The sequence below is a fragment of the Lysobacter sp. TAF61 genome (assembly GCF_052113485.1).
In the GTDB taxonomy this organism is placed as follows: Bacteria; Pseudomonadota; Gammaproteobacteria; order Xanthomonadales; family Xanthomonadaceae; genus Lysobacter_J.
This window is the reverse complement of the sequence record NZ_JBFRDH010000009.1, coordinates 68,594-83,227: the sequence shown is the minus strand read 5'-3', so window position 1 is coordinate 83,227 and position 14,634 is coordinate 68,594. Positions and strand designations below refer to the sequence as shown.

The 14,634-nt window shown below is 67.7% G+C and carries 10 protein-coding genes and 1 pseudogene; 9 read left to right on the top strand and 2 right to left on the bottom strand.

The features are described from left to right. The 5 genes from AB4Y64_RS17430 to AB4Y64_RS17410 form a co-directional block, all read left to right on the top strand. On the top strand, positions 1–1,320 hold a 1,320-nt coding region (locus tag AB4Y64_RS17430; protein ID WP_441817711.1), incomplete at its 5' end, for a YadA family autotransporter adhesin. A gap of 84 nt (positions 1,321–1,404) precedes the next feature. Further along, positions 1,405–3,183: a S8 family peptidase gene (locus AB4Y64_RS17425; protein ID WP_441817710.1), complete on the top strand. Its 1,779-nt coding sequence runs from the start codon at positions 1,405–1,407 to the stop codon at positions 3,181–3,183. 193 nt (positions 3,184–3,376) lie between these two features. Continuing rightward, positions 3,377–5,887, top strand: a complete 2,511-nt coding sequence (locus AB4Y64_RS17420; RefSeq protein ID WP_441817709.1) for a mechanosensitive ion channel domain-containing protein — start codon at positions 3,377–3,379, stop codon at positions 5,885–5,887. 216 nt (positions 5,888–6,103) lie between these two features. After that, a complete protein-coding gene (locus tag AB4Y64_RS17415; RefSeq protein ID WP_441817719.1) occupies positions 6,104–7,591 on the top strand; it encodes a catalase in 1,488 nt (495 codons plus the stop codon). 59 nt (positions 7,592–7,650) lie between these two features. Further along, positions 7,651–8,256, top strand: coding sequence for an ankyrin repeat domain-containing protein (locus AB4Y64_RS17410; RefSeq protein ID WP_441817718.1), 606 nt, complete (start codon positions 7,651–7,653; stop codon positions 8,254–8,256). Here AB4Y64_RS17410 and AB4Y64_RS17405 read toward each other — a convergent pair. Next, positions 8,253–8,789: a hypothetical protein gene (locus AB4Y64_RS17405; protein ID WP_441817708.1), complete on the bottom strand. Its 537-nt coding sequence runs from the start codon at positions 8,787–8,789 to the stop codon at positions 8,253–8,255. The two genes, AB4Y64_RS17410 and AB4Y64_RS17405, sit on opposite strands and share 4 nt — an antisense overlap. Before the next feature lie 118 nt (positions 8,790–8,907). Here AB4Y64_RS17405 and pdxR point away from each other — a divergent pair, with 118 nt between their 5' ends. Further along, a complete protein-coding gene (pdxR, locus tag AB4Y64_RS17400) occupies positions 8,908–10,344 on the top strand; it encodes a MocR-like pyridoxine biosynthesis transcription factor PdxR (RefSeq protein ID WP_441817707.1) in 1,437 nt (478 codons plus the stop codon). 31 nt (positions 10,345–10,375) lie between these two features. Here the strand turns inward: pdxR and AB4Y64_RS17395 are convergent, their stop codons facing one another. Next, positions 10,376–10,795, bottom strand: coding sequence for a hypothetical protein (locus AB4Y64_RS17395; protein ID WP_441817706.1), 420 nt, complete (start codon positions 10,793–10,795; stop codon positions 10,376–10,378). Positions 10,796–10,977: 182 nt separating this feature from the next. Between AB4Y64_RS17395 and sufT the strand changes: the two genes are divergently transcribed. From sufT to AB4Y64_RS17380, 3 genes and pseudogenes are all read left to right on the top strand, one after another. After that, positions 10,978–11,535 (top strand): putative Fe-S cluster assembly protein SufT, encoded by a 558-nt coding sequence (gene sufT, locus AB4Y64_RS17390; protein ID WP_441817717.1) that lies wholly within the window; start codon positions 10,978–10,980, stop codon positions 11,533–11,535. 761 nt (positions 11,536–12,296) lie between these two features. Further along, positions 12,297–14,012: pseudogene (locus AB4Y64_RS17385) on the top strand (S8 family peptidase); the annotation flags it as partial. Between the two features lie 90 nt (positions 14,013–14,102). Further along, positions 14,103–14,375 (top strand): proprotein convertase P-domain-containing protein, encoded by a 273-nt coding sequence (locus AB4Y64_RS17380; RefSeq protein ID WP_441817716.1) that lies wholly within the window; start codon positions 14,103–14,105, stop codon positions 14,373–14,375. The last annotated feature ends 259 nt before the right edge of the window (positions 14,376–14,634 follow it).

Below are 14,634 nucleotides of genomic sequence, written 5' to 3'. Positions count from 1 at the left end.
AACTCCGTTGCGCTTGGTGCCGGTTCGCGCACGACGGTTGGCGCACTCGCCAACTACGTCGACGGCAGCGGCCGCCTCACGGGCCAGGCCTCGGTGGGCGAAGTATCGGTCGGCAGCGCCACCGGCCAGCGGCAGGTGACGAACGTCGCCGCGGGCAAGAACGGCACCGACGCGGTCAACGTCAACCAGCTCAACGCCGCCGCGGCGGAACTGGGGCAGGGCCTGGCGACCGTCGGCACGCGCGTCGACAACCTCGCTCAGGGTCTGGTCGACGCAGGTGCGCGAATCGACGGCGTGCAGGATCGCGTCGACCAGATCGCGCAGGGTGTCAGCGATACCGGCGTGCGCGTCGACGCGGTCGAACAGGGCCTTGCAGACACCAATGGCCGCGTTGACGGCGTCGAGCAGGGGCTGACTGACACCAATGCCCGTATCGACGACGTTGACGGCCGCCTCGGCAATGTCGAGAGCGATCTCGACAGCCTGCGCGGCGCAGCGGAACAGATCGACCTGATCTCGGTCGATGGCAATGGCGATGGCAGCGACAAGGCGTCGGCAGCGGCCGGCAGCAAGGCGGTGGCGATGGGTTCGTCGGCCAGCGCGCAGGGCGCCAACGGTATCGCGATCGGTAACAGCGCATATGCGGCCGGCCCGAACGACACGGCGCTGGGCGGCAATGCCCGCGTCGAGGCAGACGGCAGCACCGCGGTCGGTGCCAACGCGACGATCGCCGCCGCAGCCACCAACGCCGTCGCCGTGGGCGAAAGCGCCTCGGTACAGGCCGCTGGTGGTACGGCCCTCGGCCAGGGCGCAGTGGTCGACGCGGTTGCGACCAACGCGGTCGCACTCGGCCAGGGCTCGTTGGCAGATCGCGCCAACTCCGTGTCGGTCGGCACGGCCGGTGGCGAGCGCCAGGTCGTGAACGTTGCCGCCGGCACCGCCGATACCGACTCAGCCAACGTGGCGCAGGTGCGCGACCTCAACACGCAGACGCTGACGCGCGCCAACGCCTATACCGACTCGCGCTTCCAGGCGCTGGATGATTGGCAGGACACCGTCAACAGCCGCTTCATCAAGCAGGACGAGCGCATCCAGCGCGTCGGTGCGATGAGCGCGGCGATGTCGCAGATGTCGGCCAACACCTCGGGGCTGTCGGGCGTCAATCGCGTTGGCGTCGGTGTCGGTACCTACGGCAGCGAAGCGGCCATCTCGGTCGGCTACCAGCGCGCGTTCAACAACAACCGCGCCAGCGTTTCCGCCGGTGCGGCCTTCACCAGCGACGACTCCAGTCTCGGCGCCGGCGCCGGCTTCAGCTGGTAGTCACCGCGGGCGCCGCGTTCGCGGCGCCCGTCAGGCAATCACGTCCAGACCTAGATCGACCTCAACCACATCCGGGACCCACCCATGAAGCAAAAGACCCTTACGGTGGCGCTGGCTGCCATCCTCATCGCCGGTGCAGCCGGCACCGCCCTGTCCGCCGCCGCTGGAAAGCCGGCAGTCGTACGTGCCGATACCGGCGCAACCAGCGGCAACAGCGCCGGTTACGACCGTTTCATTGTGAAATACCGCAACGGCAGCGCCGCGCAGACTGACGCCAGCCAGCTCACACGCGCCTTCGACGCCGTCGCGGCCCGCGCCGTCACCGCGCGTTCCGGATTGGCCGCGCCGCGCGCGCGCCACCTGCGCCAACTCGCCGGCAGCGGCGCCCACCTGGTGCGCCTGTCACGCAAGCTCGACCGCGTCGAAGCCGAGAACCTGATGCGTTCAATCGCGGCCGATCCGGCGGTCGAATACGTCGTGCCAGATCGCCTGCGCCAGGCCACCGCGGCGCCGAACGATCCTTACTACGCCTCGTACCAGTGGCACTTCAACAACCCGGTCGGTGGGGCTGGCGTGCAGGCGGCATGGGACGCTGGCGCCACCGGCGCAGGCGTCGTGGTCGCTGTGCTCGACACCGGCGTCACCGATCACCCGGACCTGGCTGCCAACCTGCTGCCGGGCTACGACTTCATCATCGACCACGAAGTCTCGGGCCGTGACAGCGACGGCCGTGTCGCCGGCGGCGCCGACACCGGCGACTGGACGGAAGCCAACCAGTGCTACAGCGGCAGCGCGGCGCGCAGCAGTTCCTGGCACGGCAGCCACGTCAGCGGCACGATTGCCGAAGTGACCGACAACGGCGTCGGCATGGCGGGTGTCGCTCGCGACGCCAAGATCGTGCCGGTGCGCGTGCTCGGTCACTGCGGCGGCTACGACTCCGACATCAACGACGCGATCGTGTGGGCCTCCGGTGGCCACGTCGACGGTGTGCCGGACAACCAGTATCCGGCCGAAGTAATCAACATGAGCCTCGGCGGCAGCGGTGCCTGCGATGCGCCGACCCAGGCGGCGATCGACAGCGCAGTTTCGCGCGGTACCACCATCGTCGTGGCCGCGGGCAACGACAATGGCGAGGTCATGGAGCATTCGCCGGCCAACTGCCAGAACGTCATCACGGTCGGTTCCTCCGGCATCAGCGGCCGCCGGGCGAGCTACTCCAACTACGGTGCACGCATCGACCTCTCCGCACCGGGCGGCGGCATCAACGATGGCGCCACGCAGAACGAGGGCTACATCTGGTCGACGGTGAACATGGGCACGACCGTACCCACCGTCGCCGGCTACGGCGGCATGGTCGGCACGTCGATGGCCGCTCCGCACGTCGCCGGCGTCGCGGCCATTGTGCAGAGCGCGTTGACCACGCCGAAGACCCCGGCCGAACTGGCCGCGCTGCTGAAGCAGACCGCCAGGCCGTTCCCGACCACGCCGGACCGGCCGCTGGGTGCGGGCATCGTCGACGCCGGCAACGCGGTAATCGTGGCCAGGACCGGCGGCCAGCCGTTGTCCAACGGGATCGCCAAGACCGGCCTGCGTGGCAATGCCAACGACGGTTATGTCTACGTCTTCCCGGTTGCCGCAGGAACGTCGCGCCTCAACGTGACCACGTACGGTGGCAGCGGTCAGGTCAAGCTGCTGGTCAAGAATGGCAGCGAGCCGACCACGATCAGCAACGACGCGATCTCGCAGCGTCCGGGCAACAACCAGACCATCACGCTCAACGCACCGGCCGCCGGCGCGTACTACGTGAAGGTACTGGGCGTGAGTGCGTTCAGCGGTGTTTCGCTGAAGGCGGCGACGCAATAAGTGGCACGAAGCTGCGGCCGGTCCAGGCGACCGGCCGCAGCCAACCCGCGGCCTGAAGCCGTGATGGTTGCGTGAAAGTGCGATGTGGGGCGGCATCATGCGTTGACGATGCCGCTCCGCTGGGGTTTGCTCTGCCGCAGCATCCTCGCTGCGGCTCCATGCAGCGGACCCCTTTTGTTGGCCCGGAGCCACGATGTCGCGCATTTCCGCCCTGCTTGCTGCCCTGCTGTGCCTGTCGGGCATCCTCGCCGCTCCGGTTGCAACCGCGCAGACCGCGCCGACCCTGGTCGAAGCCAAGGAGAAGGGGCCCACGGCCATCCCGGTCGCCGACATCCCGATCCGCGCCGACGACGACGAACGCTTCGCCCAGGACGTCATCGCGCGCGCGGGGACGCAGGACCTGAGCAAGGATCTCGCGCCGCGCCTGGACACCATCGAGCGTTCGGTCAACGAGAAGGCCAAGCTGTTCGTCTCCAAGGACCTGCGCACGCTTCCGGTCATGCGCCTGGAAAGCCTCGACCGTCACTGGAAGTTCGACGCCCGCCAGTACGCGCGCTGGCAGTCCGACCTGCGCCAGGCCAGCGCACCGTTCGGTGAGGACGCCGCCGAGCTCGCGCGTCGCCGCGCCGACTGGGATGCCACCAAGGTCGCCGCCCAGGCAGGCAGCCTGGCCTCTGCGCTGGATGACCGGATCGGGTCGGTGGTCGCCCGCCTCAAGCAGGCCGAACAGGCACTGTCCTCGCCGCTGGAGAAGCAGATCGCGCTGGGCCGTCGTGGCAATGCCGTGCAGGCGCGGATCCAGGCCGGGCAGAAGGGCGTCAACGCCGCCATCGACTACATCGACAGCCGCCTGGTCAAGCTGGATGCACCGCCGCTGTGGGCCGCACAGGACACGCAGCGCGACTCCGAGTCTGCGCTCGACTCGATCCGCACCGGTCTGGAAATCGAGAGCCGTTTCGTCACCCAGTACACCGCAGCCGACCTGGGCAACCAGCGGGCGCTGCATTGGCTGCAGATGTTGTTGCTGCCATTGCTGATCTGGCTGGGATTGCGGGCGCGCAAACGTGCCCCGACCGGCCTGGAGAACGCGGCCTCCGAACGCGTCCTGCGACGGCCGCTGTCGTCGTGGATCCTGCTGTCGATGATGGGCGTACTGGTGTTCGAGCCCGATGCGCCGCTGCTGGCGCACCAGATCGCGATGCTGGTGGCGCTGGTGCCGGTGCTGCGCCTGCTGCCGCCGGACAGCAAGCGCCTGCTGGGCCCCTGGCCCTTTGTCGCCACGGGCCTGTACCTGCTCGAGCGCCTGGGCTTCGTCTTCCTCGCAAGCACGTTGATGTATCGCTGGTACTACTTTGGCCTGACGTTGCTGGCGCTGGTGTTCATGCTGTGGTTGCTGTGGCGCTCGCGCCGGCCGCTGCCCCAGTCCGATCCGGCGGCGCGGATGAGCCGCATCATCCATGCCATCGCCTGGGGCGCCACATTCGTGCTGGCGGCATCGGCGGTGTCGAACATCGTCGGCAATGTGTCGCTGGCGGAAATGCTGACTGCCGGCGTCGTCGACAGCGGCTACCTGGGCCTGGTGCTGCATGCCGCCGTCACCGTGTTCAACACGCTCCTGCAGCTGTTGATCGCGCATCGCAGCAGCTCGCGCTTCCGTCTCGCCCGCGAACATGCCGCGCCCATCCTGGGAGGGTTGAACAACCTGCTGAAGATCGCCGCCATCGTTGGCTGGGTGGTCTTCGCCATGAGCCGCTTCCGGATCTTCCGGCCGGTCTATGGCGTGGTCGAGTCGATCCTCACCTACTCGGTGAAGTTCGGCGAGATCTCGCTCAGCCTCGGCCACATCCTGGTGTTCGCCGTCTCGGTGTTCATCGCCTACTGGACCGCGCGCACGGTGCGCTTCCTCTTGCAGGAGCAGGTGCTGCCGAAGATGTCGCTGCCACGCGGTGTCGGAAATTCGGTGGCGTCACTGAGCTACTACGCCCTGCTGCTGATCGGTCTGTTCGTGGCGCTGGCCGCGGCCGGCTTCAAGGTCGGGCAGCTGGCGTTCCTGTTCGGCGCGCTCGGTGTCGGCATCGGTTTCGGCCTGCAGAACGTGGTCAACAATTTCGTCTCCGGCCTGATCCTGATGTTCGAACGGCCGATCCAGCCCGGCGACGTGGTCGAGATCACCGGCACCGCAGGCCGCGTGCGCGAGATCGGCATGCGCGCCACCACCATCAAGACCTTCGACGGCGCCGACGTGGTCGTGCCCAACGGCACGTTGCTGTCGGAGAAGCTGACCAACTGGACCCTGCTCGACATGAGCCGGCGGGTCGACATCGACCTGGGTGTTGGTTATGGCTCCGAGCCGTCGCAGGTGATCGCGCTGCTGACCAGGATCTGCACCCAGACCCCACACGTGGCCAAGTCGCCGGCGCCGGTGGTGCTGTTCACGGGGCTGGGCGCCAGCTCGCTAAACTTCGCCATCCGCGCCTGGACCTACGACTTCGACAACTGGACCAGCATCCGCAGCGAACTGCTGACGCGCGTGCATGCGGCACTGCGCGAGGCCGGCATCGAGATGCCGTTCCCGCAGCAGGACGTGCACCTGCGCAGCATGTCGAAGGAGGTGAGTGCATTGCTCATGCAATCGGCCCCGGACCGATCGGGCGAAGCCAGGGGCGGCGATGCCGAAGATGGAGTCCCGAGCCCGACCGGGTGAGCAGACCCGTCATGTCAATAGCCGTTATTGCGGATAGTTCATGCGAAACAGAATGGGTCCGTTCTCCTCACCAGCCATTACCGATCTGAATGGTTCCGATTGGAACAAGTGATTTCTCTTCGTCTACTGGCCCCGCGATGCTCCTGACTCCCCAGCACAGAGCCAGGACGCCACATGAGACATGGAACGCGCACGACCCTTGCATTGCTTGCGTTGATGCCGGCAGCTTTCATCCAGACGACAAGCGCACAATCGTTCCTCACGCAAGACAACGGCGCCAGGGTTGGCGACAACCAGAACTCCCAGACCGCCGGCGCGACGGGTCCTACGCTGTTGCAGGATGTGCAGCTGGTGCAGAAGCTGCAGCGTTTCGACCGTGAGCGCATTCCCGAGCGCGTGGTCCACGCCCGCGGCACCGGCGCCCATGGCGAGTTCGTGGCGACGCAGGACCTCTCCGCGCTGAGCAAGGCGCAGGTGTTCCGCCCAGGCGCGAAGACGCCGGTGTTCGTCCGCTTCTCGTCGGTCGTGCACGGCAACCATTCGCCCGAGACCCTGCGCGATCCGCATGGCTTTGCCGTCAAGTTCTATACCGGCGAGGGCAACTGGGACCTGGTCGGCAACAACTTCCCGACCTTCTTCATCCGCGACGCGATCAAGTTCCCGGACATGGTGCATTCGGTCAAACCCGACCCGCGCACCAACCTGGACGACGACTCGCGCCGTTTCGACTTCTTCTCGCACGTGCCGGAGGCGACGCATACGCTGACCCGCCTGTACTCCAACGACGGGACCCCCGCCGGCTACCGTTTCATGGACGGCAACGGCGTGCACGCCTACAAGCTGGTCAACGCCGCCGGCGAGGTGAGTTACGTCAAGTTCCGCTGGAAATCCATGCAGGGCATCCGCAACCTCGATCCGGAACAGGTCGAGCAGGTCCAGGGGCGCGATTACAGCCATCTGACCAACGATCTGGTCTCGGCGATCAAGCGCGGCGAGTATCCGCGCTGGGAACTGATGATCCAGGTGGTGGCGCCGGCCGACCTGGCGAAGTTCGACTTCGACCCGCTCGACGCCACCAAGGTCTGGCCCGGAGTCCCGGAGCGGAAGATCGGCGAGCTGGTGCTCAACCGCAACGTCGACAACGTGTTCCAGGAAACCGAGCAGGTCGCGCTTTCCCCCGCGAACCTGGTGCCGGGCATCGAGCCGTCCGAGGACCGTTTGTTGCAGGGTCGGCTGTTCGCCTATCCCGACACGCAGATCTACCGCCTGGGGGCGAGCGGACTGGCACTGCCGGTCAATCGACCCAAGATGGCCATCAACAACGTCAACCAGGACGGTTCGGGCAACTTCGGCCACACCACCACCGGCGTCAACTACGAGCCGAGCCGGTTGCAGCCGCGGCCCCAGGACGCTGGCGCGCGCCTGAGCCAGTTGCAACTGGCCGGCAGCACCCAGCAGGCGAAGATCCGGCGTGAGCAGAACTTCCGGCAGGCCGGCGAGCTGTACCGTTCGTTCAACGCGAAGGAACGCCAGGACCTGATCCGCAGCTTTGGCCAGTCGCTGGCCGGCAGCGACGACGAGAGCAAGCACATCATTCTCTCGTTCCTGTACAAGGCCGATCCCCAGTACGGCACCGGTGTCGCCCGCGTGGCCAAGGGCGATATCGCCCGTGTCCGCGAACTGGCCTCGGCCTTGCAGGACTGAGGATGTTTCTCCTCGCGCATCGCGGCGGGCCGCGATGCGCGCCCCGACGGAGCATCACCGTGCGGACTTACCGGTTTCCCCAACTTTTCCTGGCTCTATCGCTGGCCGTGGCCAGCGGCGGCGCATGCGCACAGCCGGGCGGCTCCGGCGAGGCGCAACCAGTGCAGGCAACGCAGCTGCGCGCGCAGTTGCAAGGGTATTTCTTCGACGCCGCGCGCAGCGGCCATCAGGCCATGCTCGATGAGTTCATCGGCGCAGGCTATGACCTCGATGCGCGCGACGAGAAGGGTTATACGGCGCTGATTCTTGCCGCCTACCATGGGCACGCGGCGGCGGTGGAACAGTTGCTCGCGGCCGGCGCAGACCCCTGCGCGCAGGACAATCGCGGGAATACCGCGCTGATGGGCGCCATCTTCAAAGGCGAGCTGGCGATCGCGCGGCGCCTGTTGCGTGCCCACTGTGCGCCGGATCAACGCAATGATGCCGGCCAGACCGCCGCGATGTACGCCGCGCTGTTTCGCCGCAAGGAAGCCCTTGAGGCACTGCGGGAAAAGGGTGCCGACATGCGCGCCGAGGATGCCGCGGGCAATTCTCCGGAACGCCTGGTCAATGGCGAGTTCGCCCCGTTCCAGGGCCAATCCGGTGGCGCTGACAACGAACGCTAGTCGCCGCTCGCCTCGTGCCAGCGGCGCGCGAACAACGCGCATGGCACGCCGACCAGCAGCATGTGCGCAAGCAGGCAGGCGACCGACCAGTCGAGCAGGAACCGCCGCGGCGGCGCGGCCGAGAACATCGGTACGGCGATGACGTGGATCAGCACGTAGCACAGCGCGCCGTAGATCGCGCCGTTGCGCAGCGGGTGCTGCAGAAGCCACGGCCGTCCGCGGCTGGCGACGTGGTAGATCGCCACGATCGCGGTCATCAGGTAGAAGTGCAGTGCGGCTCCGAACAGGGCGGTGGTGGCGCCGCCGGCGAAGGCGATGTCGCGGCCGATGATCCAGGCCGCCACCGACTGCGGGATGCGGATCGGCGAGGTGCCCAGCGGCGCCCACCAGATCATCGCGAACAGCAGGTCGAAGGCGCCCACCGTGAGGCCGCCGATCAGGATCCAGCTCCAGGCGGCCGGACGTTCCCAGGCGGCGGCTGACGTCGCAGTGGCCGAGGTCGAGGAGGCGGGGTCGCGGGCGGGCGATTTCATCTTCGAATCCTGTTGGCGCGGGATTGGCCCTATGGAGCCGTGGCAAAGTGGCACTGGCAAGGTCCAATTCATCAGGCTTGAATGGGGCCAATCCGCCACGCCCTCCAGGAGGCCGGCCATGCACCTGCAACTCGACGGTCGCGGTCCGCTGCACGCGCAGCTGACGCGCGCGCTCAAGAGTGCCGTCTTTGCCGGCCGGGTCAGCCAGGGCACGCGTTTGCCGGCGACCCGCCAGCTGGCGCGTGAACTGGGCGTGTCGCGCAACACCGTGCTGGCCGCCTACGACCAGTTGCGGGCGGAAGGTTTCGTCGACGGCCGGGTCGGCTCCGGCAGTTATGTCACCCCGCCGGTGCAGTCGGCGCGGCCGCTGCATGCGGTGGATGCGCCCTTGCCGCCACAGTCGCAGTTCGCCCGCCGCGCGCGCATCGTCCACGATCACCTGCGCATTCCTGGCCGCGCCATCCCTGGCGTGCGCTACACCTTCCAGTACGGGCTACCGCTGACCAATCCGGCGCTGACCAGCGCGTGGTCGCGCGAACTGGCGCACGCCGCGGCCTACACCTCGCCAAACTATCCGCCGTCGCAGGGCGTGCTGGCGCTGCGCGAAGCGGTCTGCGACTACCTGGGCAGGCGCCGCGGCGTGCAGGCGCAGCCCGAGGACGTGATCATCGTCGATGGCACCCAGCAGGCGGTTGCCCTGACCGCGCGCGTGCTGCTCGATCCGGGCGACGAGGTCGTGCTGGAGGAGCCGCACTACTCGGCGATGCGCGAGGCGCTGCAGATTCACGGTGCGCACGTGCGCACCGTCGGCGTCGATGCGCAGGGATTGCTGTGCGACGAACTGCCGCTGCCGGCACCGAAGCTGGTCTGCGTGACGCCGTCGCACCAGTTCCCCAGCGGCGCGGTGCTGTCGCTGCAGCGGCGGCTGGCCCTGATCGATTACGCCCGCCGCCACGGCAGCTGGATCCTGGAAGACGACTACGACGGCGAGTTCCGCTACGACGCGCGGCCACTGGCCGCGCTGCGTTCGCTCGACGACAGTGCCCGGGTGATCTACGTCGGCACGTTCTCGAAGGTGATGTTTCCGTCGCTGCGACTGGGTTACCTGGTGGTGCCGCCGGGACTGCGCGGCGACTACGTCAACGCCAAGTGGCAGGACGATTTCGGATCGGCCGGGATCGAGCAGGCCGCGCTGGCGCGGTTCATCGTCGATGGCGGCTTCGAGCGGCACCTGCGCCGCACCTGGAAGACCCTGAAGGAGCGGCGCGCGGTCCTGCTGGGCGGGCTGCAGCGATGCAGCCGCGGGCGCCTGCAGATCAACGACTCGCGCGCCGGCATGCATCTGGTGGTGTGGCTGAAGGGGCGCAACGCCGAGCAGGGCGAAGCCTTCATTGCGCGCGCCCGCAGCCTGGGGCTGGGGCTGTATTCGATTGCGCCGTATTACCTCGATCCGCCCGATCGCGCCGGCCTGCTGCTCGGCTACGGTGCGCTGTCGGTGGCAGAGATCAACGAGGCGGTGGCGCTGTTCGAGGCGTGCCTGGACGAATCCGAGTAGGTTCGCGGGGCTTGGGTTCGCAGGGCAGGCCCTAACGCGACAGCCAGGCCGCCACGACCAGTCCGGCCGCGATCCAGGCCAGGTCGGCGGCGCCGTTGGCCAGTTGCATCAGGATCCAGGCGTGGTGGACGCCCAGGCGCATCGCCGAATCCCAGGGCGGCAGTCCGAGCATCGCGCCCAGTTGGGTCGCGGTGATGAACCAGTTGGAGGCGATCACTATCGTGGCGGTACCGGCCACGCCCGCGACGAGGCGGCTGGGGCCGGGACGCCATCCGCCCAGGCGCAGCATCCAGGCGATGTCGAGTGCGCCCAGCACCGCCATCCAGCCGTTCTGGCGACCGCTATAGAGGCTGAGCAGGACCCATACCGCGGCGAACCCGCAGGCGCCCAGTAGCAGCAACAACCACGAAAACCACGAGGCGCGGCGGGCAGGCGGGGCGGGTGGGGTCATCGACTACTCAGGGGGACGTTCAATGCAACAGCATAGCCGGGAGGCCGGGGACGTTGCTCGCGGCCGGCGGCTCTCTCGCCTGCCTTGTCGGGGTAGATGACCGGGATTGCCCATCCCGGTGGCTCAACCCCGGTAGAATCGCTGCCCTTGTGCCAGCCTCCGGCACCCCCAATCTCTCCGGCATGTATTCCCGCAGCAGCGAACCCGTCCGTTTCGAGCGCGATTGCGCCGTTGTCATGGTCCCGCAAGGTGAGCAGTTGACGTTGCCCGCGGGCAGCATCGGCTACATCACGCAGGGGCTTGGTGGCAGCTACACCGTGTTTGTCGAAGGCAATCTGTTCCGCGTCGCGGGACGGGATGCCGATGCCATCGGCAAGGAGCCGCCGGAGCCGTTGGAGTTGCCCGAGGGCGCCGACGATGAGGCGGTCGAGCAGTTGGTGTGGCGCCAGTTGCGCACGTGCTTCGATCCGGAGATTCCGATCAACGTGGTCGATCTGGGCCTGGTCTACGAGGCCAGCATCCAGGCGCATCCGGAGCAGGCGGGCAAGCGCCGGGTCGAGGTGCGCATGACCTTGACCGCGCCGGCCTGTGGCATGGGTGACATCCTGGTCGCCGATGTGCGCGACAAGCTCGAGATGATCCCGACGGTGGCCGAGGCGGATGTCGAGCTGGTGTTCGATCCGCCGTGGAATCGCAACATGATGTCGGAAGCGGCTCGCCTCGAAACCGGGATGTTCTGAGTTGGGGTCGCTCCCGTAACTGCGACTTCACCTCAACTGCTGAAGGTTTTTGCGCTGAGGCTTTTGGTTGGGCGCCGTCCGCCGGGCCGGGGATTGCTCCGCCCCTTAATCGGACGTCCTGTCCGATGCGGGGCGCGGGACATCCATGTCCCGCTGCTCCGCAATCCCCGACCCGACGGACGACGCTCCGGCTCTTCGTTTCGCGGTCTCCGTCCCTGCACCCCGTCATTCCCGCGAAGGCGGGAATCCAGCGACTTCGCTTCTCGCCGTCATTCCCGCGCAGGCGGGAATCCATGGACGTTCGCCCCATTTTTCTGAACGCGCGCCTCGAGAAGCTGAACGCGATGACGTTCGCATTTCCGCGACTGTGCCAACCCTGTTCACTCGATTGGCGGTAGGGGGGTGGGGTATTGCTGCGTTGAGCTGGTTTGAGAGCGGAGGGGGCTGCTCTCGACCTCGTCGCAGCCGTTGGCGGGCGGGGTGCAAGGCCCGACAGCGCGTATTCCTCGCCGTCCCCGCGCCAGATGGGGCTCCACGCCCCGGTACCGGTGGCCGCGTGCGTGCGTGATGCCCGGGTCGGCCGCAGCCCGCCTGCGGTCGTGGTTGTTGGCAGCAAACGGTCGCCACCTCGACGTGGCGAACCGCCGAACGTGCCCGGCCCCGGGGTGGTGATTCGCAGCGATCCGTTCGCGGCGAGGCGATCGCATCGGCAGGCCGGACCCGACCATCACGAAGTTCCTGACTTTTGGGGGTTCCATCCGATGTCGAATCGTCTCCCGCGTCGCATCCGCATGCACGCACTCTCCGTCGCCACTGTCGTGGCCATCTCGGCCACGTTCGCCGCACCGGCCCTGGCCCAGCAGGCCCGCATCAACCTCTCCGGCCTGCAGGCCGACAACGGCGGCAACGACCGTTTCATCGTCAAGTACAAGGACGGCAGCGCCGCCCAGACCAACGCTGCCACCACGCGCAGTGCGCTCAGTTCGGCCGGCAAGTCGTTCGGCCTGACCCACATACGTCGCATCGCCACCGGTGCCGACGTGGTCCGCGCCGCGCGCAAGCTCGACCGCGTCGAGGCCGAGACGCTGATGCGCCAGATCGCCGCCGATCCGAGCGTGGAATATGTCGAAGTCGACAAGCTCAACAAGGCGCTGCTCACGCCCAACGACACGCGCTACAGCGAGCAGTGGGGCTATTCGGGCACCTACGGCATCAAGGCCAACCTGGCCTGGGACGTCACCAACGGCAGCGGCGCGGTGGTCGCGGTCCTCGACACCGGCATCACCAGCCACAGCGACCTGAGCGCCAACATCCTCCCCGGCTACGACTTCATCATCGACACCGCCGTGTCCAACGATGGCAACGGCCGCGACAGCGATCCCAGCGATCCGGGCGACTGGGTCACCGCCAACCAGTGCGGTGGCACCCATGCGGCGCAGAACTCCAGCTGGCACGGCACCCACGTCGCCGGCACCATCGCCGCGGTGACCAACAACGCCAAGGGCGTTGCCGGCATTGCCCATGGCGCCAAGATCGTCCCGGTGCGCGTGCTCGGCACCTGCGGCGGTTATGACTCCGACATCGCCGACGCGATCACCTGGGCGTCCGGAGGCACGGTCAGTGGCGTGCCCGCCAATGCCAACCCGGCCGAGGTCATCAACCTCAGCCTCGGCGGCAGCGGCGCCTGCGGCACCACCACGCAGACGGCGATCAATGGCGCGGTCGGTCGCGGCACCACCCTGGTCATCGCCGCCGGCAACGACAACACCAATGTCTCCAATGCCTCGCCGGCGAACTGCAACAACGTCATCGCGGTGGCTTCGATCACCAGCACCGGTGCGCGTTCGAGCTTCTCCAACTACGGTTCGCTGATCGACATCGCCGCGCCGGGCTCGAACATCCTGTCCACCCTCAACAGCGGCGCCACCACGCCGGGCGCCGAGACCTACGCGTCCTACAACGGCACCTCGATGGCGACGCCGCACGTTGCCGCCGTGGTCGCTTTGATCCAGTCGGTGGCGACCACGCCGAAGACGCCGGCGCAGGTCGAGGCGCTGATCAAGGGCAACGTCACCGCGTTCCCGTCGACGCCGTCGCAGCCGATCGGCCCGGGCATCCTCAATGCCAAGGCCGTCGTCGACGCCACCAACGGCACCACGCCGCCGCCGACCACGACCCCGCTGACCAACGGCGTGGCCGTGACCGGTGTCAGCGGCGCCGCCGGCAGCGACAAGCTGTACTCGCTCGACGTTCCGGCCGGCGCCACCGGCCTGAAGTTCGTCACCAGCGGTGGCACCGGCGATGCCGACCTGTACGTCAAGTTCGGCAGCGCCCCGACCACCACCACCTACGACTGCAAGTCCGAAACCAGCACCAATGCCGAGACCTGCAACATCGCCACGGCGCAGGCCGGCAAGTACTACGTGCTGGTGCGTGGCTATGCGGCGTACTCGGGCCTGTCGCTGACCGGCAGCTACACCACTGGCGGTGGCGGCGGCACGCAGACCTACAGCAACACCGCCGACTTCACGATCAACGACAACGCCACCGTCGACAGCCCGATCACGGTGTCGGGCCGGACCGGCAACGCCCCGAGCAACGCCTCGGTGACGGTCGCGATCGTGCATACCTACCAGGGCGACCTGAAGGTGGACCTGGTCGCGCCGGACGGCTCGCTCTACAACATCCACAACCGCACCGGCGGCAGCGCCGACAATGTCAACAAGACGGTCACGCTGAACCTGTCCAGCGAGGCGCTCAACGGCACGTGGAAGCTGCGCGTCAACGACAATGCCGGCGGCGACGTGGGCTACATCAACAGCTGGAGCGTGACGTTCTGACAGCCGCGCGCGGTCTCCCCACTGCGCAACGCTCAGCGCCCCGGCTTTTGCCGGGGCGCTTTTTTTTCAGCGCAACTTCCCGACGTTGCTTCGGCGTGACCACCGATGGGTGGCGGAGGAACCGGGCGCTACATTTGCCCACGGCGGTGTGGGGCCGCTCTTTCCCGGAGGGTGCATCGCACCGGCCGGGACCGGCCACCACGCAAGCGCTGCACGACGGGGACATCGTTCCCCAATCCGACCTGTGTGATGACCGGCG